General features: G+C 46.9%; 20 protein-coding genes. 17 read left to right on the top strand and 3 right to left on the bottom strand.

What is annotated here, in order from left to right:
* Positions 1-91 precede the first annotated feature (91 nt).
* The 4 genes from KJS69_RS06630 (at position 92) to KJS69_RS06615 (ending at position 6,796) form a co-directional block, all read left to right on the top strand.
* Positions 92-1,723, top strand: coding sequence for a type 2 periplasmic-binding domain-containing protein (locus tag KJS69_RS06630; protein WP_213582797.1), 1,632 nt, complete (start codon positions 92-94; stop codon positions 1,721-1,723).
* Positions 1,724-1,941: 218 nt separating this feature from the next.
* On the top strand, positions 1,942-2,934 hold the full coding sequence (locus KJS69_RS06625) for a ComEC/Rec2 family competence protein (RefSeq protein WP_213582795.1): 993 nt from the start codon (positions 1,942-1,944) through the stop codon (positions 2,932-2,934).
* 80 nt (positions 2,935-3,014) lie between these two features.
* Positions 3,015-4,898 carry a right-handed parallel beta-helix repeat-containing protein gene (locus KJS69_RS06620; protein ID WP_213582793.1) on the top strand — a complete coding sequence of 628 codons (1,884 nt, stop codon included), beginning with the start codon at positions 3,015-3,017 and terminating at the stop codon, positions 4,896-4,898.
* Positions 4,899-5,542: 644 nt separating this feature from the next.
* Positions 5,543-6,796: a multidrug effflux MFS transporter gene (locus KJS69_RS06615; RefSeq protein ID WP_213582792.1), complete on the top strand. Its 1,254-nt coding sequence runs from the start codon at positions 5,543-5,545 to the stop codon at positions 6,794-6,796.
* 600 nt (positions 6,797-7,396) lie between these two features.
* On the opposite strand, the gene KJS69_RS06610 is transcribed toward KJS69_RS06615, so the two are convergent.
* The 3 genes from KJS69_RS06610 to KJS69_RS06600 all read right to left on the bottom strand — a co-directional run bounded on the left by KJS69_RS06610 (position 7,397) and on the right by KJS69_RS06600 (position 11,290).
* A complete protein-coding gene (locus KJS69_RS06610) occupies positions 7,397-8,998 on the bottom strand; it encodes a Vga family ABC-F type ribosomal protection protein (protein ID WP_213582790.1) in 1,602 nt (533 codons plus the stop codon).
* A gap of 373 nt (positions 8,999-9,371) precedes the next feature.
* Positions 9,372-10,211 carry a Gfo/Idh/MocA family protein gene (locus KJS69_RS06605; protein ID WP_213582789.1) on the bottom strand — a complete coding sequence of 280 codons (840 nt, stop codon included), beginning with the start codon at positions 10,209-10,211 and terminating at the stop codon, positions 9,372-9,374.
* 17 nt (positions 10,212-10,228) lie between these two features.
* Positions 10,229-11,290, bottom strand: coding sequence for a Gfo/Idh/MocA family protein (locus KJS69_RS06600; RefSeq protein WP_213582787.1), 1,062 nt, complete (start codon positions 11,288-11,290; stop codon positions 10,229-10,231).
* Positions 11,291-11,669: 379 nt separating this feature from the next.
* On the opposite strand from KJS69_RS06600, the gene KJS69_RS06595 reads away from it, so the two are divergent.
* The 13 genes from KJS69_RS06595 to KJS69_RS06535 all read left to right on the top strand — a co-directional run bounded on the left by KJS69_RS06595 (position 11,670) and on the right by KJS69_RS06535 (position 25,964).
* Positions 11,670-13,160, top strand: coding sequence for an MDR family MFS transporter (locus KJS69_RS06595; protein WP_213582779.1), 1,491 nt, complete (start codon positions 11,670-11,672; stop codon positions 13,158-13,160).
* Between the two features lie 222 nt (positions 13,161-13,382).
* Positions 13,383-13,541, top strand: coding sequence for a hypothetical protein (locus KJS69_RS06590; protein WP_213582778.1), 159 nt, complete (start codon positions 13,383-13,385; stop codon positions 13,539-13,541).
* 131 nt (positions 13,542-13,672) lie between these two features.
* Positions 13,673-15,142, top strand: a complete 1,470-nt coding sequence (locus KJS69_RS06585) for an efflux RND transporter periplasmic adaptor subunit (protein ID WP_213582776.1) — start codon at positions 13,673-13,675, stop codon at positions 15,140-15,142.
* The gene (locus tag KJS69_RS06580) at positions 15,139-15,846 is read left to right on the top strand and encodes an ABC transporter ATP-binding protein (protein WP_213582774.1); all 708 of its coding nucleotides are present in this window, start codon (positions 15,139-15,141) and stop codon (positions 15,844-15,846) included. Before KJS69_RS06585 ends, KJS69_RS06580 begins: the two co-directional genes overlap by 4 nt.
* Positions 15,836-17,005 carry an ABC transporter permease gene (locus KJS69_RS06575; RefSeq protein WP_249730395.1) on the top strand — a complete coding sequence of 390 codons (1,170 nt, stop codon included), beginning with the start codon at positions 15,836-15,838 and terminating at the stop codon, positions 17,003-17,005. The genes KJS69_RS06580 and KJS69_RS06575 overlap by 11 nt, the downstream gene beginning before the upstream one ends.
* A gap of 29 nt (positions 17,006-17,034) precedes the next feature.
* Complete coding sequence (locus KJS69_RS06570) at positions 17,035-17,727, top strand: response regulator transcription factor (RefSeq protein ID WP_213582772.1); 693 nt, start codon at positions 17,035-17,037, stop codon at positions 17,725-17,727.
* Positions 17,715-19,154 (top strand): sensor histidine kinase, encoded by a 1,440-nt coding sequence (locus KJS69_RS06565; protein ID WP_213582770.1) that lies wholly within the window; start codon positions 17,715-17,717, stop codon positions 19,152-19,154. The genes KJS69_RS06570 and KJS69_RS06565 overlap by 13 nt, the downstream gene beginning before the upstream one ends.
* A gap of 474 nt (positions 19,155-19,628) precedes the next feature.
* A complete protein-coding gene (locus tag KJS69_RS06560; protein WP_213582768.1) occupies positions 19,629-20,387 on the top strand; it encodes a class I SAM-dependent methyltransferase in 759 nt (252 codons plus the stop codon).
* A 368-nt stretch (positions 20,388-20,755) separates the two neighbouring features.
* Positions 20,756-21,868, top strand: a complete 1,113-nt coding sequence (locus KJS69_RS06555; RefSeq protein WP_213582767.1) for an RNA-guided endonuclease InsQ/TnpB family protein — start codon at positions 20,756-20,758, stop codon at positions 21,866-21,868.
* 126 nt (positions 21,869-21,994) lie between these two features.
* Positions 21,995-22,486, top strand: coding sequence for a hypothetical protein (locus tag KJS69_RS06550; RefSeq protein WP_213582765.1), 492 nt, complete (start codon positions 21,995-21,997; stop codon positions 22,484-22,486).
* Between the two features lie 105 nt (positions 22,487-22,591).
* On the top strand, positions 22,592-23,380 hold the full coding sequence (locus KJS69_RS06545) for a DUF4184 family protein (protein WP_213582763.1): 789 nt from the start codon (positions 22,592-22,594) through the stop codon (positions 23,378-23,380).
* A 210-nt stretch (positions 23,381-23,590) separates the two neighbouring features.
* Positions 23,591-24,163, top strand: coding sequence for a TetR/AcrR family transcriptional regulator (locus KJS69_RS06540; RefSeq protein WP_213582761.1), 573 nt, complete (start codon positions 23,591-23,593; stop codon positions 24,161-24,163).
* Between the two features lie 19 nt (positions 24,164-24,182).
* A complete protein-coding gene (locus tag KJS69_RS06535) occupies positions 24,183-25,964 on the top strand; it encodes an ABC transporter ATP-binding protein (protein ID WP_213582759.1) in 1,782 nt (593 codons plus the stop codon).
* Positions 25,965-25,967: the final 3 nt, after the last annotated feature.

Genomic DNA, 25,967 nt, shown 5'->3' with positions numbered 1-25,967 from the left:
TGGATGGGTGCGTAACAAATTTTGGGTTTGTTAGGGGCTAAGCCCCCTACTAGCCGATAGATACTTTTTGGAGAAAAGGGAGGAAGAAGGAATGCGCAGTAATAAATGGATCTCCGCCATGTTGACTGTCACAATGGCCGGCGGCTTGTTGGCTGCTTGCAGTGGCGGCAAGGAACCGGCGGAAGGGAAGGGTGACCAGCCGGAAAAGGAAGAGGTTACAAATTTGAATGAGACGGGGATGCCGATTGTGAAGGAACCGATTTCCCTTACTTTTTTTACAGGAAAAGCGGCAACGAACGGCAACAATTTCGAGGAAACACTCGTATGGAAGGAATACGCCAAGATGTCGAACATGAACATCACCTTCCAGCTGGTCCCGTTCGAGAATTTGACTGAAAAACGAAATTTGGCTTTGGCCGGCGGCGACTATCCCGATGCCTTCTATTCTGCAAGGGTCCCGGCCGCAGATCTGATGAAGTATGGAGCCCAGGGAACTTTTATCAAGCTGAATGACCTGATCGATAATTATGCGCCCAATTTTAAAAGTTTGTTGGAGAAATACCCGGACCTGAAAAAAGGCCTGACGATGCCGGACGGCAACATTTATTCCTTCCCATCGTTCTACAGCCCGGAATTCTTGCCCATGCTCATCGGTACGCCGCTGTGGGTGAACAAGGAATGGCTGGATAAGCTGGACATGGAGGAGCCAACGACCACCGAGGAATTGTATCAATATTTAAAAGCCGTCAAGGAAACCGATCTGAACGGGAATGGGGAGGCGGACGAAATTCCTTATGCCGGCGCGGGAATCAATCCGCTGTTGGAGCAGATTCGGGGAGCATGGGGCTTTGGCAACCGCGGTCTGGGCCATAAATACGTGGATGTTGATCCGGAGACGAATGAGCTTCGTTTCTTCCGCGTTGATCCGAAATACAAGGAAGTGATCGAATATGTACGCAAGCTGTATACCGAGGGTCTGATCGATAAGGAAATTTTTACGATCAAAACGGCTGCGCTGTATGCCAAAGGTCAGAAAGGCGTCTTCGGGGCGACCATCAATCCGAATCCGATGACCCAGCTTAATCAGGCGGGGTATGTCGGTCTCAGAGCTCTCAAGGGACCGTACGGCGATCAGTTATACACTCACGTTAAAGTGCCTGCCGTCTGGCCGGGAGCTTTTGTCATTACGGATAAGAACAAGCACCCGGAAGCGACCGTTCGCTGGATCGACCATTTCTTCGGTGATGAAGGGGCTACATTTTACTTCATGGGCATCGAGGGACAGACCTACCGAACCACTCCTGAAGGCAAGCTGGAGTTTGTAGAGGAGATTACCAATAATCCAGAGGGGCTTACGATGGACCAAGCGTTGGCCAAATACATTACTTGGCTTGGCGGCAGCTACCCCGGGTATGTGCAGGAGAAGTATTTCAAAGGCTCCGAAACGTTGCCCGAATCATTGGCGGCCGGGGAGAAAGCGGCACCGTATGTAGTTAAAGAGCTGTGGAACGGCTTCAACTATACGGAGGAGGAAACCGAGTTCCGCTCTACGGTCGGCTCCGATATCGAGTCTTACATTACCGAGATGGAAGCGAAATTTATTACCGGCTCCCAGCCGATGTCCGATTGGGATAAATATGTCGATACGATTAAGAAAATGGGACTGGACGATTATATGAAAGTTTACAATCAGGCTTACGAGCGTTACAAGGGAAGCAATTAAGCTGATTATCGTTCGATCCACGCCATCCAAGGAGTCCCGTCCGATGAAACGATGGACGAATCTTAAAGAGCCATATTGTCGGCGCCAAGAGGCAGAGTCCATGGAGCAGACTAAGCAGGATGTCACCAGGGCGCGCTCTGTCGGACAGACTCCTGGAAGGAGGATTGGCGGCTTGACGCTCCTCCCAATTTACATGATCAAGGAAGGAGGTTATCGAGATGTCCTTCAATCGCTTGACTGTCGTCAGCAGAGCGATATGGACAGCGCTCGCCGTTATATTGCTGCTTACGGCCTGCAGCAAGGAGTCTTCCACGATGGAGCCGGCACCGGAAGCGGCGAGTGTACGCACGGAGCAAATTTTCGATAGGGAGGCTTACAAAGATGAGCTGACCATTCGATATTTTCTTCTGGAAGGCGAGGACCTGATGGGGGACAGCTTCCTGATTATATCCCCGGACGGCCAAACGATGCTGATTGACGCAGGGCTTCCGGAAGCAGGAACGCAAGTGATCGATTATTTGAACAGACTGGGAATCGAAACACTGGACATCGCTCTCAATACGCATCCGCATATTGACCACATCGGCGGCTTTGCTGCTGTGGCGAAGGAAAAGGAAATAAAGCAATTTTATATGGTCAACCTGCCGTACACGAAATCTTCCGCGTATAACAATGCGATGAGCCCTATGGAAGAGAAGAAGGTTCCTGTGCGAACGCTGGAAGAAGGCGATGTTTTTCAGCTTGGCGATCAGGTTCGATTCGAAGTGCTCAGCCCGCCGAAGGGGGAGTTGCCCGATGCGGTGAGAGCCTTCTCCCCACCAGAAATTAACGATTATTCGATGGTCTTCCGAATGACGTATGGGGAGCGCACGTTTTTATTCACTGCGGACATTTACAAGCACCGGGAAATTGAGCTTACCGCCTCTCCATGGGCAGCAAAGCTGAAGTCCGATATGATGGACATTCCCCATCACGGCAGTGAATCGACCTCGTCGTCGGAAGCATTCCTGCAAGCGGTTTCGCCGAAGATCGTCATTATGAGCCAGAATAATTTTCAGAGTCCGAATCTGAAGGAAAGGTTGGAGAAAAAAGGTGTAGAGGTTTATTCCACAGGCTTACACGGCCATATCCTGCTTCACTCTGATGGTCAGACGATTCAAGTGATGACGGAGAAGGATTGGGAGCCTCCCCAAAAAGGAGGGGGCACTTAGGGCAGGGGCATGAAGGCTGGATGGGTCCGTATAAATAGGATAATAGCAAGCTATCGATGCCAAAGAGGGAGGAATGAGGGATGTTGGAAAAGGAGATTCGGGAGCCGCGGGAAGAGCGCGGGATACCAGGGAAGCAAGCGAGGCTGGAGAAGCCAGAGAAACAAGAGGCTAAAATCAGCCGGAGGAAGGTGTTGACCTCTCTGGGAATGAGCGGGCTTGCCTTCGTTGCCGGAAGCAGTATGCTGCGGGCGGTTCCCGGCGTTTCTGCCATGTCCGTGACTGGCGATGTCTACGAGCAAGCGGATAAACCTTCTGTTTCCGCCAGAGGAACGTGTCCGGTGCTCAACGTTCGCGACTTCGGAGCCGTCGGTGACGGAGAAACCGACGATACGGCGGCCATACAGAATGCGCTTAACGAGGCTCAGCATAATCACTATACACATGTTGTCGTCCCTAGAGGTACCTATAAAGTGACCGATACGCTGCGAATTTATCGCCATACCCGATTCAGTATGGAGCAAGGCGCCACCCTGCTGCGCTGCCACGACTATTCTTTTATGGTCAACGGCAAGCTGAACGCGAGCTTCCAGGGATACGAAGGGCATGGCGATATTATTATCGAGGGGGGTGTCTGGGAAGGGAACATTCTTCAATACCCGGATGACTTTAACGGCTTCGGTCTGGCCCGAGGGAGGAACATCATTATTCGCAATGTGGAGTTGAGAGACGTCGTTTCGGCGCACGGAGTTGACATGAATGCTTGCGAGAACGTGCTGATCGAAAATTGCCGCTTCCTCGGCTATAGGGATGATACACCGAATCAAACCAGGAATTATGCCGAAGCGATTCAGATTGCTAACCATACTAAGGAAGGATTTTCGCTGATTGGAGTATTCGACGGAACTCCCTGCCGGAACATTACCATCCGAAACTGTTATTTCGGGGCCAGCGGTACCCCGGGCACCCAGGCCTGGCCAGCCGGAGTGGGCAACCATTATGCCGTGCATAACTTGTACAATTCGAATATTAAAATTTATGGAAATACGTTCGAAGGAATGACCTTCGCCGGAGTAAGAAGTTTCAAATATACGGAGCTGTTTGTTACAGACAATTTATTTCTGAATTGCAACCGGGGAATCATGCTGTCGAATCCGCAGGCCAATACCGAATCGTCGAAAGACGCGGACGGGGTTCAGAGCGGGCTCCCCCAATCAGGTAGAAACATAGTGATATCGGGAAATGTATTCAAAGGGACGTTGTCGGAAAATATTTATGGTGCAGGATGGCCCAAAACCAATGCGGTTTATGCCAAAATGGAGTCGGTGATCATTTCCGGTAACCTCTTCGAGGAGGGGTCGATAAGCCATAACTGCATCACGCTGCGATGGACTCATAACGTGACGGTTGCCAATAATCTGTTCCGAAATCAATATCGTGGAATGCTGTTATCTTACGTTAGCGAGGTGTCCATCAGCGGCAATCGTTTTCTCGATATGAAAACGGAGGCGGTGTATACCGAGGAGCCGGACGCAGATTATCAGGATAAAGGACATACGTCAGGCATCTATGTAGGCTATAACCAGATACGGCGCTGCGGCAGAACGGGGATCTTCATCCAAAGTATGGACGGTTTTCGCGTGGAAGGGAACACGATCAGCTCGCCTGCCACCGAAACCGACAATACACGCAGCGGTATCCTCGTAGCCAACAAGGCGAAGAATGGTAAGGTCGCCGGGAATACGGTCAGCAAAGCTCCGTCCGGCAACCAGAACCAATATGGCATCAACGTTACGGGTACGACGAGCAATGTACAGGTGGCCGACAACTGTGCCGAAGGCAAAACCGCCGCTGTCCTCGTTCAAGGGTCGAGCAATTTCGATGGTATTTATGTCCATGCTCCGAACGGAACGAGATACAAGATGACGATCGGCAACAATGGAGCACCTGTGTTTACCCAAGGCTGAATGAAATGTCAGTCCAATAAAGAAGCGGAAGTGTAAGGATAACGGGGGAATCGCGGGACATGTGCGACATACGGGAGGAGAATGGGGCGGAAAGCTTAATTATAACGGTTTATTACAGAGTGATCAGATTGCAGGTCTGTTCCCCGATATGTTAGGATGAGGATACTTTGAAAGAACGGAGGGTTACGTGTGGGTACGTTTTTCATTCGATTGAGAACTTTGTGCAGATAATTGAATACTGCTCAAAGCCTCTGCCTGTGCAGAGCAATCGGAATGGTCCGCCCATTTTCTACGGTAACCTTATAGGGATGCTTATAAAGAGGGAAGGTTGATCCTGCCCTCTTTTTTGTATGCCTGTATAACATTTGAACGAAGCCCAGTGGGCGGTTGTGTTTCGGACGATGCTTCAGCATGTGGAGCCGTATCGTTGGCCTAGAAAAAAACGTTGATCCAGCATGTAAAGCTGCGGAGGGACTTTCTTTCAGAACGGAATGAATTCTTTAGTGCCACCTATTATTAGCTTGGAATGTTTCACATATAGAATTGACAATAAAAATGGATATGCTTACAATTAATAAGTTAGTCTGTAGACTTAAGTCTCTATTTTTTTGAAATACTAGGCTAGAAAGGTTAGGGAGGGAGAAATGAGCCAACTGCAGAAGAACACAGAGATAGAAGCATTGCCCCCGAGGCCTGCCCGATCTCATCGGATCAAAATGGCGGCGCTGCTAGGAATGCTTGCGGCTATTGGACCGCTCTCCATCGATATGTATCTGCCCTCGCTGCCGACGATGACAGAGCATCTCCAGACGACACCATCGCTCGTTCAATTGAGTCTGACCTTTTTTCTGGCAGGAATGGGGATTGGTCAACTGTTTGCCGGACCGATGAGTGACGTATATGGGCGCCGAATTCCGTTACTTGTCGGTCTGTCGATATTTACCGTTTCCTCCTTCTTGTGCGCTTTTAGTCCTTCGATAGAAGCTTTGATCGTGCTCCGCTTGATTCAGGGCTTGTCCGGCTCGGTAGGAGTGGTCATTTCCCGTGCTACGGTGAGGGATATGTACTCGGGAGTGGAGTTGACCAAGTTTTTTGCGCTGTTGATGCTGGTCAATGGGGCAGCCCCGATTCTGGCTCCGATAGCCGGTGGTCAATTGCTGAGATTCACCACCTGGTCGGGAGTCTTTATCGTCCTGAGCCTGCTGGGGGTATTCATGTTTATTTCCGCTTTCTTCAGCTTGCCGGAGACGCTTCCCCGCGAACGCCGCTCGAAGAGCGGGATCAGGAATACAGTCTCAACCTTTAGCGGGCTGATCCGCGACCGTATATTTATGGGCTATGCTTTGTCCCAAGGTTTAGTATCTGCGGCAATGTTCGCTTATATTTCCGGTTCGCCGTTTGTCATTCAGAAGATTTACGGAGCTTCACCGCAAATGTACAGTCTATTCTTCGCCATTAACGGACTGGGCATCATTATAGCCACGCAAGTGACCGGCAGGCTGGCCGGCCGAATCAGCGAGACAAAACTGTTAATCGGAGGCTTATGCATCGCATCACTGGCCGGTGTTTCGCTGTTCACTATGATAATGCTGGAGGCCGGGTTATATGGCGTTATGATTCCATTATTTTTCGTCGTATCGAGTGTCGGAATGGTGAGCACGGCTTCTTTTTCCCTGGCTATGCAAAATCAAGGAAAATCCGCAGGCAGCGCTTCCGCCTTGCTTGGGCTGCTGTCCATTATCTTCGGCGCTCTGGTGGCACCGCTTGTCGGACTTGGCGGAGAAGCGACCGCCATTCCAATGGGAATCGTTATCGCCTGTGCCGATATTGGATCGATCGTATGCTACTTCGTCCTGATCCACAGAAAAAAGCGACGGCTTAATTCTGAGCTTGGATAAAAATTGAGGGGAGAAGTGTACAAAATTATATATAGGGCTATCGAGAATTGTTTCTCGGTAGTCTTATTTTAGTATGATGATCAGTTCTAAATCTTAGGGGCAACCTGACCCGACTAAATGGAATTTATCCAGCTAGTTCTTACTTTTCTCGCAAAATAGCCGAACTACATGGAGTACCTACAGTTAGAAATGGGGATGGGGAGGGTTTGGCTAGATTTCGTTCGATCTAACTGTATGATTTCCAATTAGTTTGCAAAAATCTTCAGATTTCGCTTATTTAGCTGTATAAAATCCAGTTAGTTTTGGCGCCAAAAATCAGCCAATAGTCAAGAACGGGGCGGCAACGATGATTAATGAGAAAAACTCCTATCGAAGTACTTCGAGGAAGAGCGACCGCGTTTAAAGGTTGTTTTTATCGCCAAATAGAATTTGATGGAACTCAGGAAGCAGAAACTTATAAATTCTATTGTGGTAAACAAAGCCGCCCGCAGCTTTCACGCTGCAGAACGGCTTGTTGCTTCGTTATCGGCTGAATAGCTTCTACATTTATAGGCAACTGCGTTTTACAAGTGCCTCGATCTCCATATAACCTTTTCACTGTTATTCCAAGGTGTCCAATTTTCGTTTTTCCTCCAAAAGCAATTGAAACTCTCTTTCCAGTTCTTCACTTGGTTCAATACTTAAGCGACTTAGAACTTCAGATATTTTCGTCCCAAGTAAGAGCCGCTGATCTTCCTGCGTATTTCGCTCTTTTTGGACCTCGGATGGTTTGGATGGTTTGGCTTGTTCATACTGTTTATATTGTTGATAGGTTCCTTCAAATAATTTGATCTCTTTATTGTGTATAGTCAAAATTCGAGTGGCAATATTTTCAATAAAACGACGGTCATGGGAGACGAAAATGACGGTTCCTTCATATTCCTTGAGAAGCGATTCCAAGGCGCTGGCGGTCTCGATATCGAGAAAATTCGTCGGTTCGTCCAAAATCAATGTGTTAATATCGCTTAAAAATATTTTGGCCAGTGCCACTTTGACTCGTTCGCCTCCGCTCAAAACCGCAACTTTCTTATAAACATCGTCTCTAAAGAAATGCAGTCTGGCCAGTACCGTGCGAATGAGGGCTTCATCCTGCCGTGAAGTGGAGCGGACATTGTCCAAAATCGACTTGTCAACATCTACGATATTTATGTTTTGACTAAAGTAACCAATTTTTACGGATGGTGAAATCGTGAAGCTTTTCTCCTGGTTGATTATTTTTTTCACAAGAGTCGTTTTGCCGCTGCCATTCGGACCGATTATCGCCAGTTTATCTCCGCCACGAACTTGAAAGCTTGTTTTGTTCCATAGCAAACGTTCACCTATAACCCCCGGAACCTTTTCTGCACGAATAATGATTCGATCTTTAACTGTGTCTGCATTAGGCAAATTCATTTTAATTGCAGGCGTTTCTTTAATTTTCTCTACTTTTTCCAGTTTCTCCAATCTCGTTTCAATCGATTTTGCAACTTTTTGCAGCTTTTTTTGTTTTTTGGCAAAGTATGGCCTCGCACCCGTTATTCTGGCTTCCGATGGGCTAACTTTTTTGGGTGCTTTAGTCGCTTTTTCAGCCTTTTTCACTTTCAAGTCCAAAGCTTCTTCAAGCTGCCTTTTCTTCATTTCGTATTTTTCATAAGCTAATGTCTTTTGCCGATGCTCCAATTCTTTTTGTTCTGCATAATCGCTGAAGTTGCCTTTATATTCTGTCAACTGCCCTTCCTTAATTTCCCATATCGTTGTGCAAAGGGCGTCCAGAAATGCACGATCGTGAGAGACGATGACGAAAGCGCCTTTCCACTGAAGCAGCTTCTTTTCCAGCCATTCGATATGCTCGGTATCCAAATTCGTGGTCGGTTCATCCGCCAATAAAATTTGCGGAGCTTTCATGATGGCGTCATTAATGTAAGCCTGGGTCACTTCTCCGCCGCTTTTGGTTGTGTCCGTTTTTTTAAGCTGAGGCAACAGTTCATAGGAAGCATGGCGCAGAACGGTACCCGTTTCGGGAGAAAGCTTGTCGGCCAATAGGTTCAGCAAAGTTGTCTTTCCACTGCCATTCCGGCCAACTAACCCGATCCGGTCCGCATGGTGAATTTGTAATTGAGCGATGTCCAATAATAAGCGGTCTTTGACATAGTGCTTGATATGAAGAGCTTCCAGTAAAATCATAAAATCATCCCCATTTATTCTGTTTTATGGGGACAAAAAATGCCCCCTATCCACATTCAGAATAGGAGGCATAGCATAGGTAGATCCCCAGAAGAGACAGATCATCCTTCTGGGGCTCAACTATAGAAGTCCAATCCTATTCTGAAAACTCCGATTGAAGGTAATGAAAACAAGACAGAAAAACCCATCTGTTTCAAAATACCTTCAATATAACGGTTTTCGTAAATAGGATTAGTTATCCATTGTAGTTGATTTCACCCTTCCGTTCTTGTCGTATACTGAAACTTTAAACGATACGTGAACATTTGTCAAATGGACCTGCCGCCCGTATTGGTACTATGGGACAGCGCCAACTAGTTGGATTGCAGGCTAGTCAGTCCTGCGGAAGCTCCACCCATTGGAACGGAGTGAGAGCGGCCTTGCCGCCATATTCGATGATCGTAATAACCGCCACCGTCTCCGATGGATCGACCGTCGGTTGGCCAGACTTAAAAAATTGAACCAGATTATCAATGAATAAGCCGAAGAAATTCGATTCCGGCTTCAGATGAACCGAGCGCCCCGATTCATAACCTATCGCTAAGCCGAAGGAACTGTCCGCAAAATGATTAATCGTCGCCTGTCTGCCGTCCGAAAATTGGATGAGCAGGGCAGGAGATTGCTTCGTGCCGATATACATGACCCGGGCCGGCTTGCTGCCCATCAAGGAAACAATCGGTTCAATCTGATGGATGGAATAGTTCGCGTATGTTCCGGGCCCCATACTGCAAATAGATTCTATCCCTTGTCTGTCTGCCTCCACATATTCCGTGGCAAAGCGCAGAGCTGAAGAGGAATAGAGCGGCGTTCCATGCTTGGCTGCCGTATCGAATAGAAGCTGCGCCGTCGCCCGGTCAGGGGCAAACGTCTTATCGACATAAGTCGGTTTGCCCGATTTCAATGCAGGAATGGCCAACTCTTCATGAAATTCCGGATGGTCGGGTGAAAGCACGATTAAGTAATCGCTTTTGTCAATGACTTCTTCTATGGAAGCAAGCAGCTCGACTCCCATATTCCGGCACCAGGTGGCGTTGTCGAGCCCTTGCTCAGAGTCCTTCTTGCCGTAGGCGTAAGCGACTTTCATTGCACCGTCCGTCGCCTGCTGGATCCATCCCGGGTATTTGTTGGCATGCCATTCATCGAGAAAGTAGTCGATGAATCCAATCGTTTTCACGTCTTAACGCCTCCTTGTTACTCGAATGAAATTTCCGCCCGCTGATCGGAAGAATCGTAGATGGCCTGAATGATTTGGGAAGTCAGCACGACCGTATCGATATGGGACGGCAGCTTCTCACCTGTGCGAATGCAGTTCAGGAAGCTGTCAATCTCGTTTTGGAACATATCGGTCGAATTGTAATTCGGCATCGTCTCCAGCAAAGCGCCGTTCTTAGCGCTGTACAGCTTGAAGTCAGCCCCGTATTGCAGACGAATCCCGGCTTTGTCACCTATAAAATCGATATACGTTTCGTTGACGCCGATGTTTTGTGCCCAGGCGCCGTTCAACGAAATCGTCGGCCCTTCGGTGCGGATCAATCCGGTTACAAAATCGTCTACATCATATGTACCGGAATAATTCGGGGGGCCCGCCCACATCTTCGTATACGTGTAGTTCTCCATGTCTTTGCCAAGCTTGCAATAAGCTTGCCCGCTGACCGTCTTCGGCTTAGGATCGCCAGTACAGTACATTACGACATCCAGGTAGTGAACGCCCCAATCGATCAACACACCTCCGCCGGCAATAGCTTTGGTCGTAAAGGCGCCGCCGAGCCCGGGAATAGAGCGGTGAACCCGGAAGCTGACATACACATGGTAGACTTCGCCGAGTTCTCCGTTTTCGATCATTTTCTTAACGATATTCACACCGGTATTAAAGCGGTTGACCACGCCGATATTGAGAACTTTGCCGGTCTCATGCTGCACCTTTTGCATTTCCAGCGCTTCCGCATACGTTCTCGCAGCGGGTTTCTCACAGAGGACGTTCTTGCCTGCGCGCAAGCAATCGATGGCGATCGCGGCGTGTCCGTCATTCGGAGTACAAATGGAAACGGCTTCTACTTCCGGATCATTCAAAATGACGTGATAATCTTCTACCGCTTGACCACACCCGTAATCTTGAACAGCCTTGTCGGCTCTTTCCTTAATAATGTCGCAGAAATATTTAATTTCCGCATTTGGGTTGGCCAGATATGCCTTAATGTGGGCACTGTTTGCGATCGTTCCACAGCCAATAATGGCAACTTTCATTTTCTCCATCCAAATTCCCTCCCCGTGGTCATTTCCAACAAAAGTTATTTTGACAAGTATATTGTAACGGTTTTCAAGAAATATACAACCATTTATGGGGAAATTTTTTGTCATTTCTGATTTAAAAAATTGAATTTTTCAAATGCGCTGAAATAAAGGTACCAATGCATTTATTTTGCCGAAAAATCTATGTGCGGTGGAATAGGTGTCCGAGGGAAGATTACAACTGACTTTATAAGCTGGTGGGAATAGGGATTGTTTAATTTTAATTGTTTTTTAATTTGTTATGGTCATCGAACATTGATATTATAGTAGGGTGAATTTTTGTATTTTTAACCACATTCCTCCAAACCACAAGTCATGAATAGACAAGGAGACAAATCAGATCATGAATAACATCAATGAGCGTAAAATTTACGAATTTCTAGCTGACGATCCGAATGTCAAGGTGATGCCGATTATTATTTCTCTAATCATCGGGGCGTTCTTCGCTTTCTTGAATGAAACTTTGTTAAATATTGCTTTAACCACACTAATGCATGAATTCAATATTGATGTGTCGACGGTGCAATGGATGGCAACCGGATTTATGCTGGTCATGGGCATTGTCATCCCTATATCGGCATTAATGCTGCAGTGGTTCACGACGCGGCAATTGTTTCTAGGCACGATGGGCGTCTTCACTGTAGGAACGATCATTTGCGCGATGGCGCCGACCTTCCCGATTCTGTTAGTCGGCCGATTTTTGCAGGCAGCGGGGACAGGTCTATTAATCCCGATTATTTTTAATGTGTTCCTCTTGTTATTTCCGCCGCAACGACGCGGGGCCATTATGGGAATCGTCGGTTTGGTGTTCATGTTTGCTCCCGCCATCGGACCCACCTTGTCCGGAGTGATCGTAGACTATTTGGGGTGGCGCTATCTGTTTATTGTAGTCATTCCTTTTGCCATATTCTCTCTCTTTTTTGCCTATAAATATTTGATCAATGTATCAGAGGTAACCCGCCCCAGAATTGATGTTCTCTCCATAGTGTTTTCGACACTTGCTTTTGGCGGGATCGTGTATGGGTTCAGCTCGGCGGGTGAAAGTGAGGCCGGTTTTTTAAGTCGGGACTTCTTGCTTCCTTTTATTATAGGGGGACTGGCGCTACTGTTTTTTACACTGAGGCAGTTGAAGCTGAAGGAGCCTTTAATTGATTTGCGTGTGTTTCAATTCCCGATGTATACCCTTGGCGTCTTGTTGTTCTTGATTATTATTATGGCGATGTTCGCTTCGGAGATTATTTTGCCAATCTATATGCAGGGCCCGTTGGCTATCTCTCCGGCAAACGCTGGATTAATTCTATTGCCCGGCAGTCTATTAAGCGGACTGCTTTCGCCCTTGATGGGAAGCTTATTCGACAAATTCGGTCCGCGCGTACTCATGATTCCGGCGACATTCATATTAGCTGTAACGCTATTCCTGTTAAGCATGCTTAGCATGGATACTCCGATATGGATGCTTGTTGCAGGATATATTTCACTCATGCTCACGATTTCCGCGATTATGATGCCTGCAGAAACGAATGGATTAAACCAGCTGCCTAAACATCTCTATCCCCATGGAACGGCAGTGATGACCACTTTGCAGCCAGTAGCCGGCGCTATCGGAGTTTCGGTGTTTATCAGTATAATGACGGCCAGGCAGACGAACCTGCTGAAGCAGGCGGCCAATCCCGAAGACCCGGCAACGATTAACGAAGCTTTGGTTTCCGGAGTCGAGCTGGTTTACCTCATTTCCTTCGGCTTAGCCTTAATCGCGTTTATTATGACCTGGTTTATTTACCGGGCTATGCCTAGAGGGGAAGAGGCGGACTCTGCCCAAGAGGGACAAGCATAGGAATGCAGAGGAGAGGACGAAACGGCTTTGTTTACTACGACGAGCATGTGTGAATCATTGCCGTCTCGCCTTTACCAAAGATCATTTGGCCGTCTACACAGATTCCGGCTGCTAAGTCTTTATGATCTGTAAAATATACACTATGTGAAATGGCCCCCCAAATCTATACCGGGCCGTGACGGATATAATCGGCCCTTCTCTAGCCGAAAGCAGCAGAGACTATTGAATAATATTATCCCCAGCTTGAAAACCATTCTGATCGCGGCATTGGATGATTACAATAAAGTACGACGCGATGCCTGCAGGAAGCAGATGGGGACGCCCCCGTCTATCGCTGCTCCTGAGTCATTGAACCCGCCAACACCATGGACACGGTTTTAATCCGACCGTGTTTTTTTGCGTTTCATCGCTCTTTATCCAATTCTGCGGGTCGGTCATAGTTTGTTCATATTTTTTTGCTAGACTAGTAGAACCGAATCGAAACTGGGCCAAACATCGAAAGGAGTGCGTGAATGAGAAAGTGGGTTTTTGCTTGCGTTGGTTTGGTGCTACTGTCAGCAGGTGGTTATTATGGGTACCAATCCTTCTTTACTAAAGAAAAGGTTTTTGCTGCTCCCTTGCAAACGGCAACGGTAACGCGAGGCGATCTTAGCGTCAAAGTATCCGGTTCGGGGACTGTTTCTGTAGTGAACAGCAAGGCTGTTAAGGCTAACGAAGCCGGAAAGCTGATGCCCTTGCTGATCAAAGAGGGCGACATGATTGAGAAGGGTCAACTGATTGCGAGTTATGAGCCTCCCGATGTAGACGATAATATTTCTAAGCTGGACACGGAATACCAAAAGCAAGAGCTGCAGCTGGAGCAGTTGAAAAAAAAGTTCCTGGAAGCGGGAAGTGATGGCGGACGGGAGGATGCGGCTTTGGAAATCGAGAAGCTGAACCTGGAAATGCAGAGCAATCGAGAGTCGGTCGCAGAGCTGGAGAAGCAAAAGCAAGACGTTATTACCATCACAGCGCCCATATCCGGGAAGGTGACCGCCATTGACATTTCGACAGACGGTCAAAGGGTTCAGGAGGGCACTGCCATCTGTACTATAACCGACTATAACCATCTGCAAACGGTCATTCAGGTAGATGAACTGGACATTCCGAAGGTGAAGACCGGGCAGCCTGCCACGATTCATTTGGATGCTCTTGAAGAGCTGCAGCTTGAAGGAGAGGTTGTGAAGATTGCCGATGAAGGATCTCCTTCCAATGGAGTATCGTTGTTTAATGTTACGATCGCTTTTCCGGCCCAAGAAGGAGTTCGGGTAGGAATGACGACATCGGCAGACATCATGGTAGAGAGCAAGGAGAATGTGCTGCTGATTCCTATTGAGGCCGTTCAGGAGCGGGGCGGGCAAACATTCGTCATGGTCTCGAACGAAGAGGGAGAGGCTGGGGAAGGCCCGGACGGGTCCTCGTTCCCGGCGGCCGGACAGCGGCCCGACGGATCGTCTCTGCCAGCGGGCGGAGAGCGGCCGAATGGAACGTCCTTCCCGGGAGCACCGTCCGCGGCGGGGGACTCCGAAGGAGCGGGCGGAGCGGACACAGGGAATACAGACAACTCCCGTATAGAGCGGGGCAATGAGCCCCGTCCGGAACGCGGCGCCGGGCAAGGGATGGGGCAAGGAACAGGGCAAGGCGCTCCGCGCTCGGGACAACGCATGCCGGGTAATGCGGGAGGCTCGGCCGGGCAAGGAAATTCAGGCACCATGCGTATCGTCACGATTGGCAGCGCCAACGATACGTACATAGAAATTGTCGATGGATTGCAAGAGAATGAGAAGGTGATTCTACCGGCCGTTATGTCTTCCTCCATGGAACAAATGCGCATGCCCGGCAATATGGGGGGATTTGGCGGATTTGGCGGCGGGATCGGCGGCGGAACCAGAGTACCTGCCGGTACTGGAGGCCCCAACGGCGGAGGCGGTTTCAGCAGATGAGCGAGAATAGGGCCATGGATATTGATCTGCAGGAGATCGTTAAGGAATACCCGATGGGCGGCGAAACGCTTGTGACGCTCAAAGGCATTTCGCTTCAGGTTTACCGTGGTGAATTTATGGCGATTATCGGTCCATCGGGCTCGGGTAAATCGACTTTAATGAACATCATCGGTTGTCTGGACAGTCCGACGAGAGGAAAATATATTATTGAAGGTCAAGACACGAGTCGAATGAGGGACTCCAAGCTGGCCGAAATTCGCAATCACAAAATCGGTTTTATTTTTCAAAGCTTTCATCTGCTGTCCCAATTTAGCGCACTGGAGAATGTAGAGCTTCCGTTGGTTTATCGCGGCATGTCGGCCAAGATGCGCCGGGAGCGGGCGATCAAGGCGTTGACACAGATGGGGATCGCCGACAAACGGAGTCACCTGCCGAAGCAGCTTTCGGGAGGACAGCAGCAGCGTGTCGCCATCGCGAGGGCGCTGGCTAGCGAACCTTCCATTCTGCTAGCCGATGAACCGACCGGAGCACTGGATTCGAAGACGGGCCATGAAGTGCTCGCCATATTTGAGGAATTGCATGCCAAAGGGCATACGATCGTGCTCATTACGCATGATCCGGCTGTAGCGGACCGCGCGCAAAGCGTCGTGCGCATAACCGATGGGGAATTGACGATAGTTAGGAGGGGAAGCGTTGCAATTTAGTCAAGGGGTTAAAATGGCTTGGAAAGCCATCCTGGCGAATAAACTTCGTACGCTTCTGACCATGCTTGGCATCGTCATCGGCGTTGCTTCGGTCATCACGTTAATTGCTATAGGCAAGGGGACGCAAAAGGAAGTGCAGGATCAGATGGCAAGCCTCGGCACGAACCTCCTGTCCGTAAGCATTACAGGACGCGGCGCCGTCAGCTCGCTTAGTGTGGAAGAAGCAATGGAGCTTGAGGAAATCGAGACTGTTCGCGGAGTGGCTCCGGTTGTCAGCGGAAGCACGCAGGTGAAATATGGAGCGGACAATGCGAATGTCAACACAATGGGAGTTACGGCCTCCTACGAGGAGGTTAGGGATGTCCACGTACAGAGCGGCCGCTTTATTAACGCAATTGATAACAGGTACCGGCAGAAGGTCGCACTGATGGGGACGGGGACCGCCAGCGAGCTGTTCGGCGACCGCAATCCTGTCGGTCAGTATATTTCGCTTAACAGCATTCGTTTTAAAGTCGTTGGCCTGCTGGAGGAGCAAGGAAGCTCCCTGGGCGGATCGAATGATAACCAAATTATGATTCCGATCAGTACCGCAGAGCGGCTGCTCAGGTCTTCCGGTGTACGGCAAATTTATATTCAAACGGAGAGTGAAAAGGACCTCACTGCCGTGCAGGCCGTCATAGAAAATAAACTGGCGAAGAAATTCAAGGGAGATTCGAGAAGTTACAGTATTTTCAACCAGGCGGATATGGTGCAGACGATGACGGCGGTGTCGTCCACCCTGTCCAAAACACTCGCAGGCATTGCAGGGATTTCCCTCCTCGTGGGCGGAATCGGCATTATGAATATTATGCTCGTGTCGGTGACGGAGCGCACCCGGGAAATAGGAATTCGCAAAGCGATTGGTGCAAAGCGTAAAGATATCCTGATTCAATTTCTGCTGGAATCTCTCGTTATTAGCGGTATGAGCGGTGTATTCGGTGTGATCGTCAGCTATTCGGCCGTTTATTTCCTGAATCAATCCGGCACAACAGCGGTTATGACCTGGGATACGATAGCTATGTCTTTTCTATTCTCCTTTACTATCGGAGTAATGTTTGGCATCTTTCCCGCCAACAAGGCTTCTCGCTTAAAGCCTGTCGATGCTTTAAGATATGATTGAGGCCATTTAATAGAGAGGAGGGACGAGGCATGCGCATGCCTTACATTCTAATTATCGAAGACGACCCTCACATTTCGGAATTAATTTCACTTTATTTAGTTAAAGAACGATTTCGCTGTGCCATAGCGGAGAATGGAAGCAGGGGCTTGGATTTATTTTATAAAGAGCCTCCTGATCTCATCCTGCTGGATATCATGCTGCCGAGGCAAGACGGCTGGCAGGTCATGGAGGAAATCAGGAAGATCCGCAACACACCCGTTATCATGATAACAGGCAAGGGAGAAAGCTACGACAAATTGAAGGGCTTTTCGTTAGGCGTTGATGATTACGTAGTTAAGCCTTTTGAACCGAAGGAGCTGGTAGCGCGGATTAAAGCGGTGCTGCGTCGACTGAACCCGGTCACGATGGGAGAAACGGTACAACTTCCCGGGCTAAAGATTAGTCCGGCAGAATATAAAGTGTTTGTGGATGGTGACAAGGTCAGCTTTCCACCGAAGGAAATAGAGCTGCTCCATTATCTGGTCGTTAACCGCAATCAGGTCTACACACGCGAACAACTGCTTAATCAGGTATGGGGATTGTCCTTTGAAGGCGATCTAAGGACGGTGGATGTTCATGTTAAAAGAATCCGCGATAAAATCGGGGAGCGTCAAGATTGGCGGATCGTAACGGTCTGGGGGATCGGTTATAAATTTGAGGTGAACGAAGGGTGCGTGTGCTAAACAGAATCCGGTTGAACCGGATCACCATCAAGCTGGTCGCAACGGTCATCGTGCTATTGTTTGTTTCTCAAGCACTGCTCCTCCTGATTTCAAGTGTATTGGTGCGGGGTGACATTCTGAAGAATGGAAGATTTGAGAATCGCAACGAAGTTCAGGGAGTCGCGGATTTTGTCGGAGAGGCGCTTGCGGACGGGTGGTCAACCGAAGGCATTCGATCGGCACTCAAGCTAAAAGACGGAAGACAAAGAGCGTGGTATGTATTCGACAGCGTTCAGAATACCGTCTTGTTTGAGGTTGTGCCGCAAACGATGACTTTTGAACCCGATGTCTCCTTCTTCTCCGTTGCGATGAATCAGCCCACCTCCGAGACCAGCCGCTTGCTGCAGCATGAAGGGGTGGACTGGTTTGTCGCCGCCGCTGCTGTCCCGGACCATAACGGTCTGGAGGTAATCAGTATCTCTCCTGTGTTTAAGCCTGATTTTAATCGCTGGAATCGCCAATTGGTCTATGCGGCCGTGACTACGCTCATCCTCGGTTTTTTTCTCGTGCTCATTATTTCCAATCTTATTACCCGCCGGCTTAAAAATATGATCGAGGCCGCCCGGAAAATCGCCAAGGGCGACTTCAAACAGGTCGTTCCGGTAGGCTCCCGGGATGAACTGGGGCAATTGGCCGAAACGTTGAACCAGGTGTCGCAGGAACTGGGCAGCCTCGATCAAATGCGTAAAAATTTTATCGCTAACGTTTCACATGATTTGAGGTCGCCGTTAACCTCTATTCACGGTTATGTTGGCGCTCTTCAGGATGGAACGATTGTGCCGGAACAAAATCAAAAATATTTGGCTATCATTAAAGGTCAGACCAAGCGTCTGATTCGGCTCGTTAACGATATGCTGGATATGGCCACGGTCGATGCAGGGCAATTCGCGGTCGTGTCTCAGGCCTTTAATCTGACTGAGACGATTCGTCGAACGCTCGCGAGAATGGAGCCTCAATTTTTGCATCACAGAGTTGTTTTTCAAATGGATTCGCAGGAAGGCAGGGACGTGTACGCCATCGGAGACTCGGATCGGATTGAGCAGGTACTGCACAATCTTCTCCAAAATGCCGTCGAGTTCACGGATTCAGGGAAAGAAATTCAAATTGTTATCCGAAAAACCGATCAAGCCGTCGTCGAGATCATCGACCAAGGAATCGGACTGGCTCCGGAGGAACTGGATCGAATCTGGGATCGGTTCTTTAAATCGGATGAAGCCAGATCCAAGAAGAACGGGACGGGCATCGGTCTCTCCATCGTAAAGGAAATTTTGGACAGACATCATTCAGAAATCAAGGTGAAAAGTGTTAAAGGAAAGGGTACGACATTTACATTTAGTCTTCCGCTAGCGGAGGCAGACGTTTCTGATCCATCATGCCATATCAAATAGTAATTGTACTAAAAGCAGCCATATTTTTGTAATTTATGGCTGCTTTTGCACGCTTGGCGTGAGATAATACCGATAGAAATTAATCTTGAAGAAAAACGTAAATGAAAAAGGGCTAAAAACGATAATCAGTTATTGACTCCGAAAGGCTATTCAAGCATGGATTACGGGGTTGAGCCGAACACAGAGAAGATCTAATACATTAAAGACACTAAATATTATTGTCATTAAATATTAATTTAGTTAAATAGTCTATCAGGAGGGTTTCCAGAATACTGAAGTTTATTTCTGAATTACCAACGGACAAACCTGTAGGCGGGGTACACTGTGTTCCTATTTTAGACAATGGCAATCTAGTGATGGTTTGGGAATAGAGAAGAGCGAATGGAAGTGATCAGAAGAGCGGGGATATTATCGGGTCAATTCAAAGTATAATTTTATCTGTAGAAAATGAGGATTAAAAAACAGGAGGTTCATATGAAACAAAATATTTATGATGACCCCGAATTTTTTCAAATGTATCATAAATTAAGACAGACAAGAGTAACCTACAATGATTTTATTGAGCAGCCTGCCATTAAACGTCTACTACCTGAGTTGAAGGATCTAAAAGTACTTGATTTAGGCTGTGGATTCGGTGAGCTTGCTAAGTACTGTGTCGATCAAGGTGCTCAATCCGTACACGGAATTGATATCTCTAAACAAATGCTGTCTATCGCCCATAAGGATCCAAGAATCACTTATCATTGTATGGCTATGGAAGATTTATTTTTTGAGAGAGGGGCGTTTGATTTAATAGTTAGTTCGCTTGCTTTTCACTATGTAGAGAATTTCAAGGAACTGATGATGAATATATCGAATTGGTTAACCGTAAATGGATATTTGGTTTTTTCGACTGAACATCCCGTTGTCCTTTCAAGAAAGGAACAGTCCGGTTGGATAGAAAATTCGGATAGAGAGAAGCTTTATTGGCCTATTGATCATTACGGTGAAGAAGGAATTCGAGAACAATTTTGGGGAGTCGAAGGTGTCATTAAGTACCATAGAAAACTATCTACACTAATAAACACACTACTAGAAAATGATTTTATGATAGAAAGAATGGAAGAGCCAGAATCTACTCCGGAAGGGCTCTCTAAAATGCCAAAGTTAATTAACGAAAGAAGAAGACCTTCCTTCCTCTTAATAAAAGCAAAGAAAAAAATGTGGGTAACTAAGGTGAAGGCGGAACACTGACCATTTGAAGTATTTTGCTATATAATGTTCCAATAGAGAAAGGAGGGAACGGTATGGAGTATGGTCTATCGTTTGGAAAAGAGAGGATCGCTCATGAATAATATCGGTTTTAGCAAATTGTATTGGGGCTTTCTGTTCATGATCTGCGTAAAGGATACTCGCGACTTGAGTCGTGAGAGGAATTTACGCCCTTCTCTTATTAGTCACACCCCTTTCCTCCTCCTCTTTTGATTAGATAAGTGATCTTACACTTATTTCTGAATTTCTGCTTCAAACAGGAACATATGTTTGATATAATGGAGTGTGTAGGATTAGGGTGAGTAACTTACAGCCTAGCCGAATCTTAACGTGAAGCAAGGTGACTTGACTTGAAGATCACTTTAACCGCCAAAGTGAAAATCTTACCCACTCCTGAACAAATCGAATGGTTACGACAGACCTTAGGGGCTTACCGTCTGGCAAGCGATCACCTGTCCAAGCTTGTATTTGAAGAGAAAGTTCTCTCCAAGACGAAGCTACATCAACGGACGTATCGTGAACTGCGTTCTACCTTTTCCTTACGATCTCAAATGGCTCAATCAGTCATGCGAACGGTGATCGCTCGGTACAAGTCGTTAATCGGCAATCGCCACCCCTGGACATTCGTCCGGTTCAAGAAACCGGAGCTTGACCTCGTTTGGCGTCGAGATTACTCGCTTACGCAACGGATGTTTTCCATCAACACCCTGCATGGTCGCATCAAGGTACCTTATGAATCGAAAGGCATGGAAACGTATTTGGATGGATCCTGGTCCTTCGGGACCGCCAAGTTGGTCCACAAGCGAGGGAAGTTCTTCTTACACCTTCCAATGACCAAAGAAGTGGAAGAAGTCTCGGATCCATCTTTGAATCAAGTGGTCGGATTAGACATGGGCGTCAATTTTATCGCGACCAGCTATGATTCCCAAGGTCAATGTACGTTCTTTCACGGTAGACCCATTAAGAATAAGCGCTCGAAGTACAAGCATTTGCGAAAGCAGCTGCAGCAACTGGGGACAGCCTCCGCTCGCCGTAAGTTAAAGCGAATCGGGGGACGAGAAAACCGCTGGATGACAGATATCAATCATCGGATATCCAAGGCACTCGTCCGCCGATATGGGGCCCATACGTTATTTGTACTGGAAGACTTAACGGGCATTCGAAACCGTACAGAGCGGGTTCGGGTCCAGGATCGTTATGAAACCGTCTGTTGGTCCTTCTATCAGCTGCGCCAGATGATCACGTACAAGGCCATCCTCCATGGAGCCAAAGTGATCGCGGTTGATCCCCGTTACACCTCACAAGCCTGCCCCAAATGTGAGCATACAGAGAGAGCCAATCGGGATAAGAAAAAGCACCGCTTCTGTTGTCAGAAGTGCGGGTATCGCTCGAATGATGATCGCATTGGCGCCATGAATCTTCAGCGCATTGGAATCCAGTACATCGCTGAAGTGGCTGTGTAGGTATACCTATGCAGTCGGGCAGCAGTCAACCTGCCTATGGTAACGCCCCCCCAAGGAAGGAGGCTAACCGCCGTACTCACTTCCGGGCAGTTACAAGCTCGTGACTTGAGTCATGAGTTGTTGACCATGATTGATTTTCGAATACAGGGCTTTGATATTTTGCCTGATATCATAGGCTATATATTGTTCGCTGTTGGATTTAGTACGTTAGCTGAACAAAGTTCCTATTTTAAAAAGGCCGGGAATCTGAATATTTTTATGATTTTCCTATCTATTTTCAGTATATACGAACAGCCTGATACAGGTGGAGGAATTCATTTTAACCCTATGGGCATGGTTGTTGGAATAGTTTCCTTAATCCTGGGTCTGGTCATTGTCTATTATTTATTTATGGGAATCAAGGAGATGGCAAATCGGCAAGAAAAAACAACGATATACGAAGAAGCGGAAAAAAGGTGGACGCAATATCTTTTACTGCAGGTGGCGGCTATGGTTGCCTTTGTTATGATCATCATACCACCGCTGGCTATTATTTATATTGTCGCTCTTTTTGTTTTCTCCATTGCCCTGACCATCCTGATCATGCGTTTTATGAAGAGATGTGAACAATATTTGTAAAAGATAGGCGCGGGATTTCCGAATTATGGTAATATTGCTATATAACCAGATATAGTTGTACTGAATCAGCGATGCATCCATTTTTCTTGCGATAGGAGAAGGATCATGCCCTATACACTCGCACACCCGATTACGGCGATTGTCCTTAAACGTTTGGCCCCCAAATCGCTGTGCTTTACGGGGTTGGTCATGGGAAGCATGGCACCAGATTTTGAATATTTTATTAAAATGGTTCCGATACAAACGATCGGTCATTCATTTTTGGGGTTACTGGTTCTAGTGATTCCTTTATCCATCATCCTCTCATTTCTGTTTCATTATTTAATCAAAAAGAATTTGGCGCTACATTTGCCATCACCATTGAATCAAGCTGCATCCGTTCTTGCTCAAAAAGAATGGAGGCTCGATGGGGCAAGGGGATGGGGAATATTTTTGTTGTCGGTTGTCCTTGGTTTTTTAAGCCATTTATTTTTGGATAGCCTGACAGACAGCTCCTTATATCTGTCTATGCCTTTCATTCAAGGTCAGGTGACTTCTTCTATCCGTTGGTCATTTACTATCTTCATGCAATATATTTTATCGATTATTTTTTTAAGTATTGAATTAATTATCTTAATTCGGATCGTGCTTCGAACAAAGAAAAATTCACTTGAGATACCCTATGTTGCCACTAAAAACAAAATTGTTTATTGGTCCATAGTCTTATTTTCAATCGTTATGGCAACCTTTATAAAGGTCTGGTCCGTTTATTCCACGCATACGGAAGATCTCCTGAAAGAACTCCTAGGACATGCGGTCGAAATATTAATGGTCGCTCCATTCTCCGGAATGGCTGTGGGGATCGTGATAGCTTCCATTGTATCCATAAAGCCCATTTCTACGAAATGTACTTGAAGAGTCAGTAACGTACATCGGGGAATAATAAAATTGAGGATCTGTAACGTTAAAAATAAGAGTGGCATCACGGGAATAAATCTTGTCTCTTAGAGACGAGATTTATTTTTCATTTCGCTGGATTTGACCGAAAATTTATGTTGACATTCCATATAAATCCATATAACATACGTTATATAACATTTGTTTTTATGTGGAGATGATAATATTATGCCCCCAAAAGCAGAGATAACTAAGGAAAAGCTTTTAGACACAGCGTTTAAAATTGTACGAGAAGAAGGCCTTGAAGCTCTAACAGCCAGGAGTATAGCACAAAGACTTAAATGCTCAACTCAGCCTATTTACAGCGTGTATGGGAATATGGAAGAAGTAAAAGACGATGTGTTTAATCGAGCAGTTGACTATGCCCTTGCCAGCATGAAACAGTACCACAATGACAAAAACGCGCCTGCCATGAACTTGGCGATCGGTTGTCTACTTTTCGCCAGAAATGAAAAGCATCTTTTCCGAACCCTGTACCTTTCTGATTATAGAAGGCATTACTTAAAAAGGAACAAGGACAAACTTAAAGAGGAAATGTATGCTGCTTTTTTACTGCTCGATAAAAGATTAAGCACGATGGCAGAGAGTAAGGCCGAGAAAATGTTTCGTAAACTCACCACTTATTGGCTTGGAATTGGCATGATAATCAACACCAATACGTCAGAGCTCGATATTGACGAGGCTACAGAAATGTTGGAAGAGATGTACCAAACTCTAACGGTCAAAGAAGGGTTAGCCTAAAAAAAGAAGGTGATTCTATATGGGTTATGCACGCCGTCCTTCTTCTTTTTTTATAGCACGGAGACTTTTTGCTTTTCTTAAACCTTATCGTTTCTGGGTAATCATTAAACTGTTAAGTACATTAGTGAATGCGGCGAATGACATTTTTTTAGTCTATTTGCTTAATATATTGGTGAACTCTTCCTTGAACGGAGATCTGGCGGAGTTAGGCAAATCTATTCAATATATGATTCTTTTTGTTATCATCGGAATCATCATGAATTTCGTGGAAACGTATTCATCCGGACGGTTCAGTGTTTATGCTGCCCGTGATATGAATGACAGCTTTAGTTCTCATATTGGCCAATTGCCTATCTCCTATATGGAAACACATCATTCGGCAGATCTTGTTTCGAGAATGACCAATGGTGTTAATGCTATTGAGGATTTTATCAGGGACGATCTCATGGGGATGGTTTTCCAGACGGTTAGGTTGATTGCAAGTATTGTGACGATGTTTTTTCTTAATTGGAAATTATTATTGATTTGTGTTATGGTCCTTCCCTTAATGGCGGCTCTGACAAGCTTGATTAGTCGCCCATTAAATGAATACTCCTCAAACCTTCAGCGCAGCTTGGCGAAATCCAATTCTGTAGTCCAAGATGCCATTAACGGCATATATACAATCAAATCATACAATCTGGTTCAAATCTTATTTTCTAAATTTCAAGCATTGCTTGAACAGATGTTAACGGATTCCCTGAAAGTTGAAAAGCGTAAAGCGATGATGGGTTTTATGAACGTCATCGTGCAGTCCGTTCCATACTTACTCTTTTTTCTTTTCGGGGGATTTATGGTTATTAATGGAGAATTTACTACAGGCGGACTGGTAGCATTCGCCCAATTGCTCGCTTATCTCGCACCGGCGATGGCTATTCTGCCCCACTATATAAATAAATACAAAATTGCTTCGGGGGTTGCGGAACATCTCTTTGAGATTCTCGATGAGAAGACGGAACGGATAGGCGAAAAAAGGCCGAACATATCCCCGTCGGCTCCCGCATTGGAGTTCACCGATGTTTTGTTCTCGTATGACGGAGACAAGAAGATTTTGGAAAATGTCAGTTTTACGTTGCCGCAAGGGAAGAAGGTAGCTTTGGTGGGACCAAGCGGATCCGGAAAAACTACGATTTTTAAACTGATTTCCGGGTTCTATAATTACCAAGGTGGGTGTATCAAGCTATTCGATGAACCACTCACTGAGTGGGATATTGCATATGCCCGATCCCAAATTTCGTTGGTATCGCAGGAGACGTTCCTGTTTTCTGGATCCATAGCGGAAAACATCACCTGTGGAAAAAGTGACTTCAGTATGGAAGATGTGGTGAGGGCTTCAAAGATGGCGAACATTCATGAATATATTCAGTCTCTGCCTCACGGATACGACTCCCATGTCGGGGAAAGAGGCGTAAAGCTTTCCGGGGGACAACGGCAGCGTATATCGATCGCACGCGCCATCTTGAAGAACGCCCCGATATTGCTTTTGGATGAGGCGACCTCAGCGCTTGATTCCGAATCGGAAATGTTGGTACAAGAAGCCATCAACCTCATCATGAAGGACAAAGCGGTGTTGGTCGTTGCACATCGGCTGTCTACAATCATCGAAGCCAGTGAAGTTCTTGTATTGGAAGAAGGCCGTATTGTCGAAAGCGGGACCCATCATGAATTACTTCTTAAAGACGGAGCCTATAAGCGTTTATATAACAACCAACTGATTCATCAAGGGAACTCTCAGACGCTGCTTGAAATGGAGGGAGCTTGAGAC

Origin of the sequence: Paenibacillus sp. J2TS4 (assembly GCF_018403245.1) — a bacterium.
Lineage (GTDB): Bacteria > Bacillota > Bacilli > Paenibacillales > NBRC-103111 > Paenibacillus_L.
Note: the sequence above shows the minus strand (reverse complement) of the source record. Positions and strands in the feature narration are given on the sequence as shown.